Origin of the sequence: Halopiger goleimassiliensis (genome assembly GCF_000455345.1) — an archaeon.
Taxonomy (GTDB): domain Archaea; phylum Halobacteriota; class Halobacteria; order Halobacteriales; family Natrialbaceae; genus Halopiger_A; species Halopiger_A goleimassiliensis.
In genome coordinates this window covers 2,507,057-2,520,331 of record NZ_HG315690.1, presented here as the reverse complement: position 1 = coordinate 2,520,331, position 13,275 = coordinate 2,507,057, and the positions used below count along the sequence as shown (strand labels likewise).

The 13,275-nt window shown below is 70.4% G+C and carries 13 protein-coding genes; 7 read left to right on the top strand and 6 right to left on the bottom strand.

Annotated elements, in window-relative coordinates:
* Window positions 1-56: 56 nt before the first annotated feature.
* The 7 genes from TX79_RS12320 to TX79_RS12290 are packed head-to-tail and all read left to right on the top strand — an operon-like array spanning window position 57 to window position 6,053.
* Entirely contained in the window at window positions 57-737 is a 681-nt protein-coding gene (locus TX79_RS12320) for an HAD family hydrolase (RefSeq protein WP_049927736.1), read from the top strand.
* A gap of 52 nt (window positions 738-789) precedes the next feature.
* Window positions 790-1,773 carry an adenosylcobinamide-phosphate synthase CbiB gene (gene cbiB / locus TX79_RS12315; protein WP_049927735.1) on the top strand — a complete coding sequence of 328 codons (984 nt, stop codon included), beginning with the start codon at window positions 790-792 and terminating at the stop codon, window positions 1,771-1,773.
* Between the two features lie 25 nt (window positions 1,774-1,798).
* Complete coding sequence (gene cobS, locus TX79_RS12310; protein ID WP_049927734.1) at window positions 1,799-2,560, top strand: adenosylcobinamide-GDP ribazoletransferase; 762 nt, start codon at window positions 1,799-1,801, stop codon at window positions 2,558-2,560.
* Window positions 2,560-3,156 carry an NTP transferase domain-containing protein gene (locus TX79_RS12305; protein WP_049928382.1) on the top strand — a complete coding sequence of 199 codons (597 nt, stop codon included), beginning with the start codon at window positions 2,560-2,562 and terminating at the stop codon, window positions 3,154-3,156. The genes cobS and TX79_RS12305 overlap by 1 nt, the downstream gene beginning before the upstream one ends.
* Window positions 3,147-4,229, top strand: a complete 1,083-nt coding sequence (gene cobT / locus TX79_RS12300) for a nicotinate mononucleotide-dependent phosphoribosyltransferase CobT (RefSeq protein WP_049927733.1) — start codon at window positions 3,147-3,149, stop codon at window positions 4,227-4,229. The genes TX79_RS12305 and cobT overlap by 10 nt, the downstream gene beginning before the upstream one ends.
* Window positions 4,219-5,268, top strand: coding sequence for a pyridoxal phosphate-dependent aminotransferase (locus tag TX79_RS12295; RefSeq protein ID WP_195892497.1), 1,050 nt, complete (start codon window positions 4,219-4,221; stop codon window positions 5,266-5,268). The genes cobT and TX79_RS12295 overlap by 11 nt, the downstream gene beginning before the upstream one ends.
* Window positions 5,265-6,053, top strand: coding sequence for an adenosylcobinamide amidohydrolase (locus tag TX79_RS12290; RefSeq protein ID WP_049927732.1), 789 nt, complete (start codon window positions 5,265-5,267; stop codon window positions 6,051-6,053). Before TX79_RS12295 ends, TX79_RS12290 begins: the two co-directional genes overlap by 4 nt.
* A 552-nt stretch (window positions 6,054-6,605) precedes the next feature.
* Here TX79_RS12290 and leuB read toward each other — a convergent pair.
* From leuB to TX79_RS12260, 6 genes are all read right to left on the bottom strand, one after another.
* Window positions 6,606-7,586: a 3-isopropylmalate dehydrogenase gene (leuB, locus tag TX79_RS12285; RefSeq protein WP_049927731.1), complete on the bottom strand. Its 981-nt coding sequence runs from the start codon at window positions 7,584-7,586 to the stop codon at window positions 6,606-6,608.
* A 63-nt stretch (window positions 7,587-7,649) separates the two neighbouring features.
* On the bottom strand, window positions 7,650-8,666 hold the full coding sequence (locus tag TX79_RS12280) for a carboxypeptidase-like regulatory domain-containing protein (protein ID WP_049927730.1): 1,017 nt from the start codon (window positions 8,664-8,666) through the stop codon (window positions 7,650-7,652).
* A gap of 102 nt (window positions 8,667-8,768) precedes the next feature.
* Window positions 8,769-8,894 carry a hypothetical protein gene (locus TX79_RS20015; protein ID WP_268257986.1) on the bottom strand — a complete coding sequence of 42 codons (126 nt, stop codon included), beginning with the start codon at window positions 8,892-8,894 and terminating at the stop codon, window positions 8,769-8,771.
* Window positions 8,895-9,141: 247 nt separating this feature from the next.
* Window positions 9,142-9,897, bottom strand: a complete 756-nt coding sequence (locus TX79_RS12270; protein ID WP_154660514.1) for a GIDE domain-containing protein — start codon at window positions 9,895-9,897, stop codon at window positions 9,142-9,144.
* A gap of 86 nt (window positions 9,898-9,983) precedes the next feature.
* Window positions 9,984-10,838, bottom strand: a complete 855-nt coding sequence (locus TX79_RS12265) for a hypothetical protein (protein ID WP_049927727.1) — start codon at window positions 10,836-10,838, stop codon at window positions 9,984-9,986.
* A 707-nt stretch (window positions 10,839-11,545) separates the two neighbouring features.
* The gene (locus TX79_RS12260; protein WP_049927726.1) at window positions 11,546-13,261 is read right to left on the bottom strand and encodes a vWA domain-containing protein; all 1,716 of its coding nucleotides are present in this window, start codon (window positions 13,259-13,261) and stop codon (window positions 11,546-11,548) included.
* Between the last annotated feature and the right edge of the window lie 14 nt (window positions 13,262-13,275).

Genomic DNA, 13,275 nt, shown 5'->3' with positions numbered 1-13,275 from the left:
GGAGTAACGCTGCACGAACCGCGACCCTAAAGTCAACTTGGGCTAGGTACACGAACGTGGGAGTATCGTTCGACCTCTTCGGGACGCTCGTGACCGTCGACCGGCCCGACGATCCGGCCGCGGCGGTCGCGCGCGAACTCGAGCGCCGCGACGTGCCAGTCCCCGACGACTGGGAGACGGCCTACCGCGAGCGACACGTCGACGCCCCCGAGGGCGCGGAGGTGCCGCTGCCGGCACACGTCGCCCGCGCGCTCGCGAGTCGCGGGGTCGACCTCGCGGGGACCGGGAACGCGGCCAGACGGGCCGTCGTCTCGGCGTTCGACCCGACGGTCGAGACGCGATCCGGCGCGATCGCGGCCATCGAGGCCGCCCGCGAGTACGGTCCCGTCGCCATCTGTTCGAACTGCAGCGTCCCAGAACTCGTCGGCCGGACGCTCGTCCGGGCCGCGTTCGGGCGCAATGATTTCGACGCCGTCGTCTCGAGCGTCGGCTGTGGCTGGCGCAAACCCGCGCCCGAAATCTTCGCGGAGACGGCCGACCAACTCGGCGTCGCGCCCGCCGATCTCGTACACGTGGGCGACGATCCGCGAACCGACGGCGGGATCGAGCAGGTGGGCGGCACTGCCGTCCTGCTCGAGGAGACGCCGCTCGAGGCGGTACCTGACCGGCTGGCGACGCTCGCGGACGGACCAGTGAACCCGAACGGACCGACGGACGCGGAGGAGCGGGGGCGATGACACGTGTCGACGCGATCCTGTACCGAACGCGGACGCCAGCGGAGGTACGACCGTGACGATCACGACGCTCGCGCTGCTGGGGTTGGCCTTCAGCCTCGACCTGTTGCTCGCCGAACCCCGGAACGCCGTCCACCCGGTGGCGTGGTTCGGCCACTTCGTCGGCGCGCTCGACCGCGAGTGGGTCGAAACCGATCGCGGACAGCGCCTCGTCGGAGTAGGGATCGCGCTCGCTGTCCCGCTCGTCCCCGCCCTCGCCGCCGGAGGGCTCGTCGCCTTCGGCCTCGCGCTCGATCCACTGCTGGGGGCCGTCCTGGCTGGTCTCGTGCTCTTCGTGACGATCAGCCTCCGCTCGCTGCTCGAGTTGACCGAGACCGTCCTCGCGGCGACCGACGGCGACCTCGAGACGGCCCGCGAGAAGGTCCGCGGGCTCGTGGGCCGGGACGCCTCCGCGCTCTCGCCGGCGGAACTCCGGAGCGCGGCCGTCGAGAGCGCGGCCGAGAACCTCGCCGACGGGCTGGTCGCGACGTTGCTCCCGTTCGCGCTGCTCGCGCCGCTGTCCCTGCCCGCGGCCGCCGGCGTCGCCGCCTGGGTCAAGGGCGTCAACACGCTCGATTCGATGCTCGGCTACCCCGACAAGCCCCACGGGACGGCCAGCGCGCGCCTCGACGACCTCGTGATGTGGCTCCCAGCGAGAGTGACCGCGGTCGCCATCGCCGTCGCCGCCGGGAGTCCCCGGGCGCTGTGGCGCGCCCGTCGGTGGGCTCGAGCGCCGCCGTCGCCGAACTCGGGGTGGCCGATGGCGACGCTCGCCTGCGTGCTCTCGGTTCGGCTCTCGAAGCCGGGCGTCTACGAGCTGAATCCCGAGGCACCGCTCCCGACGGTTGCCGACGGCGAACGGGCCGTGACGATCGTCGGCCGGGCCGCTGTCGTCGCGGTGCTCGTCGCCGTCGCCCTCGCGGCGCTCTCGGACGCCGTCGCGCCTACGATCGCGTCCGCGGCTACGACGACGCTCGAGTCGATGGGGGTGAGAGCGTGACCGAACGCCTCGCGGAGGTGGCCCCGTGATCGGGCGCTCGCTCGGCGCGATCCGCGGCGGGTTGGGATTTCTGACGCGGCTCCCCGTCCCGTTCCGGGACGGCGACTGGGACGCGCTCCGGACGACGCCCGCGGCGTTTCCCGTCGTCGGCTACGTCGCAGGCGGGCTGGCGGCGCTTCCGCTGCTCGCGATCGATTCGCTCCCCGAGCCGACGGTCGCGTTCGCCTACCTGCTCGCGGTGTACGCCGTGACGGGGATCCACCACCTCGACGGCGTCGCGGACCTCGGCGACGCGCTCGTCGTCCACGGCGATGTCGAACGCCGCCGGGAGGTGCTGAAAGACACCACGACGGGCGTCGGGGCGATCCTGGCGATCGCCGTCGTGGTGGCCGGACTGGCGCTGGCGGGCCTCTCGCTGGCCTCCCTCGCCGCGGTCACAGCGGTCGGCGTCGCCGTCGCGGCCGAGGTCGGCGCAAAGCTCGGGATGGCCGCGATGGCCTGTTTCGGCCGGGCGAGCTACGAGGGGATGGGCCGGCAGTTCACCGAGGGTGCCAGTCCTGCGTCGCTCGTCGCGCCTGCGGTCCTGGCCCTGCCCGCGGCGGTACTGACCTGGCCCCACCCCGCTGCCGCGGTCGCACTCGTCGCCGCCGTCGCGGGGATCGGCCTCCCCTGGGTCTGGGCGAACCACCATCTCGGGGGGATCAACGGCGATATCTTCGGCGCAGCGAACGAGATCGGACGCGTCGTCGGCGTCCACGCGGGGGTGATCGCGTGGACGCTATTCTGATGTGCGGCGGCGAGGGCTCGCGGCTCGAGAGCCCTCACGAGAAACCGCTACACCCGATCGACGGCGTGGCGATGGTCGATCGCGTCCGCGAGGCGCTCGCAGCCAGTCGCGTCGAGACTATCTACGCCGCCGTCTCGCCGAACGCGCCCGAAACGCGTGCCCACCTCGAGCAGGACGACGCGCCAACCGTGACGACCGTCGAGACGGCCGGCGAGGGCTACGTCGCCGACCTCGGGGCGGTCCTCGAGCGTCCCGCCGTCGAGCCGCCGGTGCTCACCGTCGCCGCCGACCTGCCGCTGCTCGAGGCGACGGTCGTCGATCGAATCCTCGCGTTTCACGGCGAACGCGACGCCTCGCGGACGGTCTGCGTTCCGGTCGCGCTGAAACGTCGCCTCGGCGTCGGCGTCGATGCCACGCTCGAGGGGGCACCCCACCTCGCGCCGACGGGGATCAACGTCGTCGGCAGCAGTGACGAAACCATGACAGCCATCCACTACGATCCGCGACTCGCGGTGAACGTGAACAGACGCACCGACGCCCGCGTAGCGGCGAGCCACCTGCAGCGACGCCGATCGGAGGGGGACCCGTGCGCGTAGTGCTCCCCGCCGGGACGACGGAGACGGCCCTGATCGACGGCATCAGCGCCGCGGGTGCGGCCCCGGAGCTGATGGCCCACACGCCGTCGGCGGACGTCGAGATCCTCGCGTACGGCCGGCCGACGCTCGCGCCCGTGACGCCGGTCTCGCCGTCGGGCTGTCCGACGCCCGCGGCGGTCGCCCGCGCCGTCCGCGAGGTCGTCGGCTTCGACCTGACGGTCGTCGACGCGGGACTCTCCCGGCCGACGGGCGCGCCGACGGTCGACCTCGACGTCGACCCGGGTGCGGATATCCGCGACCCCGTCGCCGTCCCCGACGCCGCCGGAATCTACGACCGCGCCCACGCGTTCGGCTCGAGCCTCCCCGACGATCGTCTGCTGATCGGCGAGACGGTCCCCGGCGGGACGACGACCGCGCTCGGCGTCCTGACGGCGCTGGGCGAACCGGCGACCGTCTCCTCGTCGCTGCCCGACAACCCCCTCGAGCGTAAGCATCGGGTCGTCGACGAGGCCCTCGAGGAAAGCGACCTCGAGCCCGGATCCTGCGAGGGAGAGCCGCTCGAGGCGATCCGCGCGGTCGGCGATCCGGTTCAGCCGACGGTCGCCGGTATCGCCGCCGGCGCGCTGGAGACCGGCACGGACGTGACGCTCGCCGGCGGCACGCAGATGGTCGCCGTCGCCGCCCTCCTGCGTCACGCCGGCGTCGAGGCCGACCTGACGATCGCGACGACCTCGTTCGTGGCCGACGAGCGCGGCGACGACCTCCCGGCCGACTGCGACCGACTCGACTGCGACCTCGTGGTGACCGACCCCGGCTTCGACGAGCGCGATCACGTCGCGATGGCGCGCTACTGTGCGGGCGAGGCGAAAGAGGGCGTCGCGATGGGCGGTGCGCTCTCGCTCGTTCCCGACGGCGAGATGACCGCGGTTCGCGATCGGTTCGCGGCCGTCTGTGAACGGCTGGGTATCGACGCCGAAGCCGGCGGATCGACGGATATCGACGCGGACGCCGACGGGCCGGTGGATGCCGATGCGGCCGCAGATGGACCGATGGAGGGTGATCGTGGACCCTGAGTCCGTCCGGAACACGCCGCGGGTTCCCCACGGCGGCGAGACCGATCCCGACCTCCTCGACTTCTCGGCCAACACCAACCCGCGGACGCCCGACGGCGTCGCCGAGGTCTACGCCGACGCGCTCGAGTCCGCCCGGCGCTATCCCGACGACGACTACCCCGACTTCCGTGCGGCGGCGGCCGACGCGATCGGCTGTCCGGAGTCGGCGGTCGTCCCGACGGCCGGTGGACTGGACGCGATCAGACTCGCGATGGCGGTCACGCTCGAGCCGGGCGACGAGGTCCTGCTCCCGTACCCCAGTTTCGGCGAGTACGCCCGCGAGGCCCGACTCCAGGGCGCGACGGCGCGGTTCGTCCGGTACGACGAACTGCTCTCGGTCGGCACGCGATCCGCGGACGAGATCGCCCTGCTCGAGGACTGCGCGCTGGCCGTCGTCTGCACGCCGAACAACCCGACCGGCGAGGCGGCCGATCCGGGCGCGCTCGAGGCGTTCGTCGACCGCTGTGCGGAGGCCGGGACGACGGTCCTCGTCGACGAGGCGTTCCTCGGCTACACCGACCTGCCCTCGGCGGCGACGCTCGAGCGCGAATCCGTGATCGTCGCACGCTCGCTGACGAAACTGTACGGCCTCCCCGGCCTGCGCGCCGGCTACGTGGTGGCCTTCGGTGATCGGCGCGAGGCGCTCGAGTCGGCCCGCCGGGCGTGGTCGCTCGGCACGCCGGCGGCCGAGGTGGGCGCGTACTGTCTCCGACAGGAGTCGTTCGTCCGCGAGACGCGCGAGCGCGTCGCCAGCGAGCGCGACCGCGTTCGCGCGGCCCTCGAGGGGCGGTTCGACGTCGTCCCTTCGGACGCCCCCTACCTCTGCTGTGACGTCGGGGACCGCGACGTCTCGGCGGTCGTCGCGTCGGCCCGCGAGGCGGGCGTGGCGATCCGCGACGCGACGACGTTCCGCGGGCTGGACTCACACGTCCGGGTCGCGATCAAGGACCGCGAGGCGAACGATCGACTGCTCGCGGCGCTCGGCGTCTCCGACGCATGAGCGACGGCGATCCCGGCTACGACGCGCTCGTTCGCGACGGCGTCCTCCGGATCGCGCGTCCGGGGACCGAGTGGCTCTCGACCGGCGCGAACGGCGGCCGCGTACGGGCCGACTGCGCGTACAACCTCTCGGTCCCCGAGGGCTGGAACCGAACGGATCTGGCGGCCTACGTGACCGAACGCCTCGAGCGAGCGGGGTTCCTCGCGGATTCCCGACGAACGGACGCGGCTCGGGGACCGGCGCTGCTCACCGGCGTCGATGTCGCTCACGCTCGCGGCGCGCGCTGCGGGCCGGTCACGGCCTACGCCACGGTCGGCCTCTCGAACCCTGCGGCGCTCCCGATGGATCCCCCAGGCGGGTCGCTCCCGGACGAGACCGATACCGCCGACGGCGATCCCGACGCGGCAGACGGCGACTCGAGTCCCGTCGGAACCGTCAACGTCCTCGTCGGAACGACCCGATCCCTGCCCGACGGGGCGCTGGCGAACCTTGTGGCCGTCGCCGCGGAGGCGAAGGCCGCGACGCTACTCGCGCGGACCGGCTTCCCCGGCACTACGACGGACGCCGTCGTCGCCGGTCACGATCCGGACGGTACGCCCGCGGCCTTTTCGGGTAGTGCGACCCCGGTCGGCGCGGCCGCTCGCGCCTGCGTCCGCGAGGCCGTCACCGCGTCGCTCGAGGCCCGGTACGACGACACGTCGATTCCGGATTCCGTCGAGGAGGCGACCTACGGCGTCTCCACCGACGCTCGAGCGCGCGTGTTTCGGCCGGACAGGTCGGAGTGATCGGACGAAAGAGCGCAAACGTGCAGTTCGCGTACCGGTTTTGCAACGTTCGATACGACGTTCGGTAAGGCAATGTAGTTTCTCGTAAGAAGCCAATCTATCCGCGGTGGCGCGCGCTGTCGGCCAGCCGAGCGAAGCGAGGTGCGACCTCCGGGAGCACCTCGAAACGCGAACGGGGAGCAGTGCGACCCGTGAGCGACTGCGAGGCTGCCCGACGACATCGTGCGAGGTCTTCGCGAACGAAGTGAGCGAAGGCTTGTCAGAGCTTGCTCTGACAGTGGGTGAGCGGAGTGAAACGGAGCGAATCGGCTGGGGAGGACGAGGAGTGAGCGAAGCGAACTCCTCGAGAAGGCGAACGGGGAACGAAGTGACCCGTGAGCGGCGTGGCTACTCTCCGTGTCCACGGTAGCAGAGCGCTTCAGTTTACCTCTATAGATTTCCAAAACCCTGTTCAGTAAGCACGTGCCCTGATCGACGACGGTATCGACGAAGGCCCGGATACACCTTCCGAAACGGCTACTGTCCGTCGGGAAACGCCCCAGTCGACCCGGACTACAGCCGATCGACGATCGCTTCGGTCACGTCCTCCGTGGAGGCGTCGCCGCCGAGGTCCGGCGTCCGCGGCCCCTCCTCGAGCGTCGTTTCGACGGCCGCGTGGACCGCGTCGGCTTCCTCGTCGTAGCCGAGGTACTCGAGCAACATCGCCGCGGAGACGATCGTCGCGGCGGGGTTGGCGATCCCCTCGCCCGCGATGTCGGGCGCGGAGCCGTGGACGGGTTCGAACAGCCCTCGCTCGTGACCGACGTTGGCGCTGGGCAGGAGGCCGAGCCCGCCGACGAGGCCCGCCGCGAGGTCCGAGAGGACGTCGCCGGCGAGGTTGGGGCAGACGACGACGTCGAACTGCGTGGGGTCGAGACAGACGCGCGTCGCGAAGGCGTCCATCAGCACGTCGTCGGTCTCGACGCCGCGCTCGTCGGCGACGGACTCGACGGTCTCGAGGAACAGGCCGTCCGTCTCGCGCATCACGTTCGCCTTGTGAGCGATCGTGAAGCCGTCGTGGTCGTCGCCGTCGACGTATTCGCAGGCGAACTCGGCGAGTTCTCGGGAGGCCAACTTCGTGACGACGCGGGTGAGCGTCGAGACGTCGTCGGTCAGCCGATCCTCGTGGCCGGCGTAGACGCCCTCAGTGTTCTCCCGAAGGAACACGAGGTCGGTCTCGGGCCGCAGGGCGTCCACGCCGGGGTAGGCCTTCGCGGGCCGGACGTTGACGAAGGAGTCGACCGCCTCACGCAGGGGCAGGATCACGTCGGCGGCCGTCTCGCCGACGGCCCCGAACAGCGTCGCGTCGGCCTCGGCGGCGAGGTCGTAGGTCTCCTGCGGAAGCGCCTCGCCCGTCTCTTCCTTCACGGCGTCGCCCGCCTCGGCCTCGACGAACGCGAGGTCCAACTCGAGCGCCTCGAGCACCTCGACGGCGGCGGGGGTGACTTCCTGCCCGATTCCGTCGCCCGGGATGACGGCGATCTCGTGTGTCATGCCACAACGTCTCCCGGCGGGGGAAAAGAGGGTATCGATACGCCAGTCCCCGAATTCACACCGCTACGATTCGAGCGACTGACGCCACACGTACGCGCCACCGACGACGGCACACAGCATCGAGACGATCACCGCCGTTCCGACGAGGGGGAACGGGACCGGTGCCGTCAGTGCGACCGTCGTCCGCACGGTCTCGCCGCGCTCGACCGGCGACGCCTCGACGGCGGTCGATTCGAACTCGGGCGCGTCGGCTTCGACCACGTACGATTCGCCGGTTCCGGGAACGGTGATCTCGAACGTTCCCCGGTCGCCGGCCGACGGCGGGACCTCGAACCTCGCGCCCCCGTCGCGTTCGACCGAGACGGACGCGTCCACGACCAGTTCGCCGTCTTCCGTTTCGACGATCACCTCGAGGGCGGCGTTCCCCCGGAGCGTCACCGCTTCGTCGACCCGCTCGCCGTCGACGGCGACGGGCAGCACCTCGCCGACGTACCCCGGCGCGCCGACCGACAGCGCGTAGTCGGTTCCCGTCGGCACGTTCTCGAGGCGGTAGGTTCCGTTCCCGACGTGGGTTCCAGCGTACGTCCCCGTCGATCCGCTCGCCGTCGCCTCGACGGTCGCCTCGCCGATCCCGTCGCCGAAGTGAGCGTCCGCCACGTCGACCTCGATGGTTCCCCGACCGGCGAGCGAGACGTCGACGGTCGTCGTCTCGTCGGCGGGAACGGTTCGGGTCTCGGTGACCGACTCGTACCCCTCGCGCTCGACGAGGACGGCGACCTCTCGATCGCCGGTGACGTCGGAAACCGCGTACCGGCCGTCGGCGTCGGTCGCCGTCTCGTGGATCCGGCCGTCGGCGACGACCTCGACGCTCGCGTTCGGGATCGGATCGCCCGTTTCGGCGTCGGTTACGGTCCCCTCGATCGTCGACGACGCGCCGGTGCCGTCGTCGGCCTGCCCGGCGGTTGCGACCGGAACGGCCGCCAGCGATCCGGCCGAAACGGCGGCGACGAACACTGCGAGGACGAACACCACCGACGGGACGACCCACCGATCGGACCGATCGATCCACGAGCGCGACATTACCCGACCGAAGCGAGTCGGCGCGGTTAAGCGTGGCTATTACCTCGGTTCCGCGGGCCCGAGCGACGTCGATTCGTAGGCGAACGAGCGGGCCGACCGTCGTCAGGCGCTCTCGAGGATCGTATCGAGCAGTTCGGGTCCGACCGACCTCGGATCGAAACGCTCGCCGGCACCGAGACCGTTGCCGGTCGAGTCGCGACAGTCGTGACGCGTCTCGCCCCGACCCATTATGACGACGTCGATGCGGCAGCCGAGGCCGTCGACGTTCTCGAGACGGTCGCCGACGCCTCCGAGCGCGAAGCGCTTCCGGAGTCGTTCCTCTCGGACGCACCGGCCACGTACTGGCGACGAACGGACCGACCGACGGTCGACTCGAGTGGATCGAAGCCGGCGCGACGCAGCAGCCGGTCTGAACGGGGGTACAGTCGACCGACCTTCGTGGACGGGTTCGAACGCCGATCGTCGTCCCTGGTAGCTAGCTCCCTCCCAGCGACGCATAGACGAAAAACAGCCCCAGTAAACCGGCGAACAGCCCGATGCCGATCTTCCAGATACCGCTACGAGACGCTGCGGAGACGGCGTCGGACTCGTCGCCGGCGGTGATCCGGTAGTGGTCTCCGGCGGCGGTCGTGACCGTCGCGTCGACCCCTTCGCGCTCGACTCGCTCCGTTTGCCCGCCGTAAACGTGGACGTCATCGCCGGGCCGGATAACCCCCTCCGCGTACCGTCGACGCCTTCTGTCGGGCAGAATCGACTCGAAGTCGTCGATCTCGTCGGTGAGCGCCGAGAGCCGCAGTCTGATCGCGTCGGAGAGCGTCCCGCCGTCCTCGACGGATTCGACCCGCGGCTGGCCGTCAGGATCGATCGTCGCGCCGTCCGGGTCGACCGTGATGCGGCCGGTGTCGTCCGCGACGACGAACGGGCGTTCGATCGTCCCGCTCGCGACGGTCCGCCACCTCTCGTCGTCGTCGCTCCCGCTCGAGTGGCGCTCCTCGACGCGGTACGTGGCGACTATGGCCTTCTCACCCGAGAACGGTGCATCGAAGGGATTGCCCGCCCGCGCGACGCCTTCGAACTCGACGCGGCCGCTGGCGTCGGCGGCGTCACGTATCGGAACCGGGTCGCTCGCGGCGATCGACCGACTCCGGCGGAGGTCTCGAACGCCGAGCCCGCCGAGTACGGCCCCCACCGCGGTGAACACCAGCCCGGCGAGCACGGCCCTGGTCGACATACTCGTGGTGTCCGCCACCGAACACTTAGGAATTCCTATCGATCCCCGTGGGTCGGACGCCCCTTCCGCTGTACTCCAGGATTCCGTCAGAAGCCGGCGAACGCGAGCAGTTCGCCCCCGATGCCGACGACGATAACGTACAGGAAGAACCCGCCGACGGCGACCGCGAGACCGCCCTGCAGTACCTTCCCGAGGCTCCCGCGCCACGTGACGCCGTGGTCCGCCAGCGCGTCCGCCGGTGGGTCGTCGTCGACGACGAACGCTACCGACTCGTCGGCGTCGATCCGGGCGTCGTAGGTGTGGTCGTCGCGACAGACTCCGTAGACGTAGACCTCCTGTCCGGGCTCGAGTCGCCCCTCCTCGTACTGGCGCGGATCGCTGACGCTCTCGCCGACGACGTGGGGGACGAGGTCGGGGTCGAACGCCGCGGACGCCTCGAGTCTGCCCCGCGCCTCGACGTCGAACGATTCGTCCGGGTCGTGAGCAGCAACCTGCTGACGCTCGATGCCGTCGGGTGCCGCTCCCCGACCCTCGACGAGAACCCGTCCGGTCGGTCCCTCGAGCAGGAACCGGCCCGTCTCGCCGCCGTCCGCGACGGTCCACCAGCCGACCCCGTCGGTCCGCTGGCGGATGCGATACCGGTGGCCCAGCGCATCGCGGCCGGAGAACGGTGCCGCTGACGGGCCGTCCGGGGCCGGGATGGCCCGGCCGACGACGGTCGCGTGTCCCGAGGTGGGCGCATCGCCCGGCTCGAGCGGGTCGGTCGTCGACACGTGCGCCCGGGTGTAGAGGCCGCGAGTGCCGTCGACGATCCGCAGCAGGCCGATCCCGACGATAAACAGGAGGAGCCCGACGAAGACGAGTCCCACCAGCGCGACGACCAGTCCCACGACGGCCGGAGCGAGGAACTCCACGGCTCTCCCCAGGGCGACGATCGGCATGGTCGGTAGCGGAACCTGTCGACGCAAGAAACTGTCGACGTCGAGGCGGCCTCGAACGTCGCCCTATCCTCGCTCGACTGTAACCGTGGCGTCACCGATGGTTCGCGATCCGTGGTCGTATAGTGACCGAGACCGCCCGTCGCCCCACAGCGAGAACGTCTCGACGTCGTCGGCCGACAGATCGACCGACCGTTCCTCATCGACACGTATCCAGGCACTCACGCGGAGGTCGTGCGTACCGAGGGGGGACCGACTCGAGACGGTACGTGCCGCCGACGACGTACGAGGCCGTGTAGGTGCCGTACCGGGCGGTCGCCGCGACGGGTGCGCTCTCGATTCCGACCTCGTAGTGGGCGTCCGTGACCGCGACCGCGAGCGATTCGGCGTCCTCGAGGATTGCCTCTCATCGGCGTCCTGCACCGCGGTCGCACCAACGGACTCAACGACCACTCCGATGTGAGGTACGGCTGACCGAGACGATGACCATGATCACCATCGGACGAGGATACACGCACTGAGAGCCACTCGGAGGGCGAGATACCGTTTTCCGGATGTTATACCGACGGTACTCTGGCCGATAGCCACTCGAGTGGAAGCCACCTCAAAAGCCCCGAATCCGACGCCAGCAACGATCGAATCGAGAGCCAGACAGAGAGACACCAGTCCGGAACCGACTGCAGCATCGTCTGTGTCGAGTCTCGACGCGGTCAGGCGCTCTCGAGGATCGCGTCGAGCAGTTCGCGTTCCTGCTCGAGGGTCTCGTCGCCGATGGCGTCCATCTCGGCCGCGAGGTGGTTCCGGAACGTCTCGAGGCGATCGTCGTAAGGCTGGCTCACCGACAGCGGGTCCGACTCCAGTTCCCACTTCCCGAGGCGGTCCTCGGCGGGCGGTGTAGCGATGCCGTCGCGCTCCTCGACGAGCGTCGCCTCGCGCTCGTGGACGGTCCAGTTCGTCAGGAGGTCGGCTTCTCGCGCCAGCAGGATCGCCTTCCGCACCGCGTCGGAGCCGTACTGTTCCTCGCCGGCGGGCAGGGAGACGGTCTCGGTCGTCGACCGCTCCTCGCCCGCGCGGGTCTCCCAGCTGGCCTCGAGCGCCAGTTCCGCGTCGTCCGCCGCCCCGACGCTCGTTCGCTCGACCCGGACGAGGACGACGCCGCCTTTCGCCTCGCCGTCGGATCGCTCGGACGGGAACAGCGTCTCGACCCGCATCAGTTCGCCGGTCGCCTCGTCGGCGGCGTCCGAACCGTACACCCGGCTGATCTCGTAGCCCTCGGCCTCGAGTTCCAGCGAGAGGTCGTACACGAGCGGCGTCACCATGTACTCGAACCCCTCGTCCATGCGTTCCTCGAACTCGTCCGCGGAGTGGACGCTGTAGTAGTTCGCGCCGCGGACGGCCGTGATCTGGTCGATCAGATCGGCGTTGAAATCGACGCCGACGCCGATCACCGTCGTGTGGTGGCCCGCTTCGGCGTTTTCCTCGAGGCTCCCGCGGAGTTCGTCGGCGTCGGTCTCGCCCACGTTGGTCTGTGCGTCGGTGATGAGGACCGAACGGGTCTCGTACTCGTCGCGGTCCGCGTCGACGTGCTCCGCGACGAGGTCCGCGCTGCGTTCCATCCCGGCCGAGACGTTGGTGCCACCCGTGGCTCGAACGTCCTCCCGGATGTGGCCCCGGATGGCGTCCATGTCCGTGTCTTCGACCGCGCGGAGGGGTTTGGCCAGGTGGGCCTCCTGATTGAAGAGGACGACGCCCAACCGGTCCTCCGGGCGGAGGTGGCGGGTCATCGCGACCAGCGCGTCCTTCGCGACGTCCATCTTCGGCCGACTCGTGTCGCCGTCGGGTTCGCGTTCGTTGCCGTAGGCGTCGTAGTAGTAGTCGCTGAAACTCGCGCTCATCGACCCCGAGATGTCGAGGACGATCACGAGGTTCAGCGGCGGCCGCTCGAACGCCGACTGCGAGAGCCCGGAGTCCAGCCCGACCGAGAGGTACCGTTCGGTCTCGCCCGAGAGCGGGTCCGGCGACGCCGCCGGCGTGTACGTCGGACAGAACAGCGACTCGCAGGAGCCGTCGCCACCGGTGTCGAAGTAGTACTCGTGGAACAGCCCCTCGTCGGCCATGCTCTCGGGAATCGGCAGGTACCCCTCGTAGACGTTCCGTCTGAAGGTCCCGACGTCCGCTGCGCCGCCGGCCGACAGCCCGATCATTTCGTCGCCCCCGGTAGCTGCCTCCTCGTTCACCTCGAGGGCGTCGTCGGTCCCCCCGAAGTGCCAGCCGTCGGATTCCTCGGGCGGCGAGTACTGCCAGTCGTCCACGCCGTCTCCGCTTCGGGTCCACGGGATTCGGTTCGTGACGGCCGAACAGCCGGCCAGCGCGGCGCTCGAAGCGGCGGTACAGAGCGTCAGGAACCGTCGTCGATCGGAGGGCATACTCCTATCCTGTC

Excerpts from the sequence above, each read along its gene's own strand:
- TX79_RS12305 (WP_049928382.1), top strand. The coding sequence starts at position 2,560 with ATGTGCGGCGGCGAGGGCTCGCGGCTCGAGAGCCCTCACGAGAAACCG.
- TX79_RS12290 (WP_049927732.1), top strand. The coding sequence starts at position 5,265 with ATGAGCGACGGCGATCCCGGCTACGACGCGCTCGTTCGCGACGGCGTC.
- leuB (WP_049927731.1), bottom strand. The coding sequence starts at position 7,586 with ATGACACACGAGATCGCCGTCATCCCGGGCGACGGAATCGGGCAGGAA.
- TX79_RS12280 (WP_049927730.1), bottom strand. The coding sequence starts at position 8,666 with ATGTCGCGCTCGTGGATCGATCGGTCCGATCGGTGGGTCGTCCCGTCG.
- TX79_RS20015 (WP_268257986.1), bottom strand. The coding sequence starts at position 8,894 with ATGGGTCGGGGCGAGACGCGTCACGACTGTCGCGACTCGACCGGCAAC.
- TX79_RS12270 (WP_154660514.1), bottom strand. The coding sequence starts at position 9,897 with ATGTCGACCAGGGCCGTGCTCGCCGGGCTGGTGTTCACCGCGGTGGGG.
- TX79_RS12265 (WP_049927727.1), bottom strand. The coding sequence starts at position 10,838 with ATGCCGATCGTCGCCCTGGGGAGAGCCGTGGAGTTCCTCGCTCCGGCC.
- TX79_RS12260 (WP_049927726.1), bottom strand. The coding sequence starts at position 13,261 with ATGCCCTCCGATCGACGACGGTTCCTGACGCTCTGTACCGCCGCTTCG.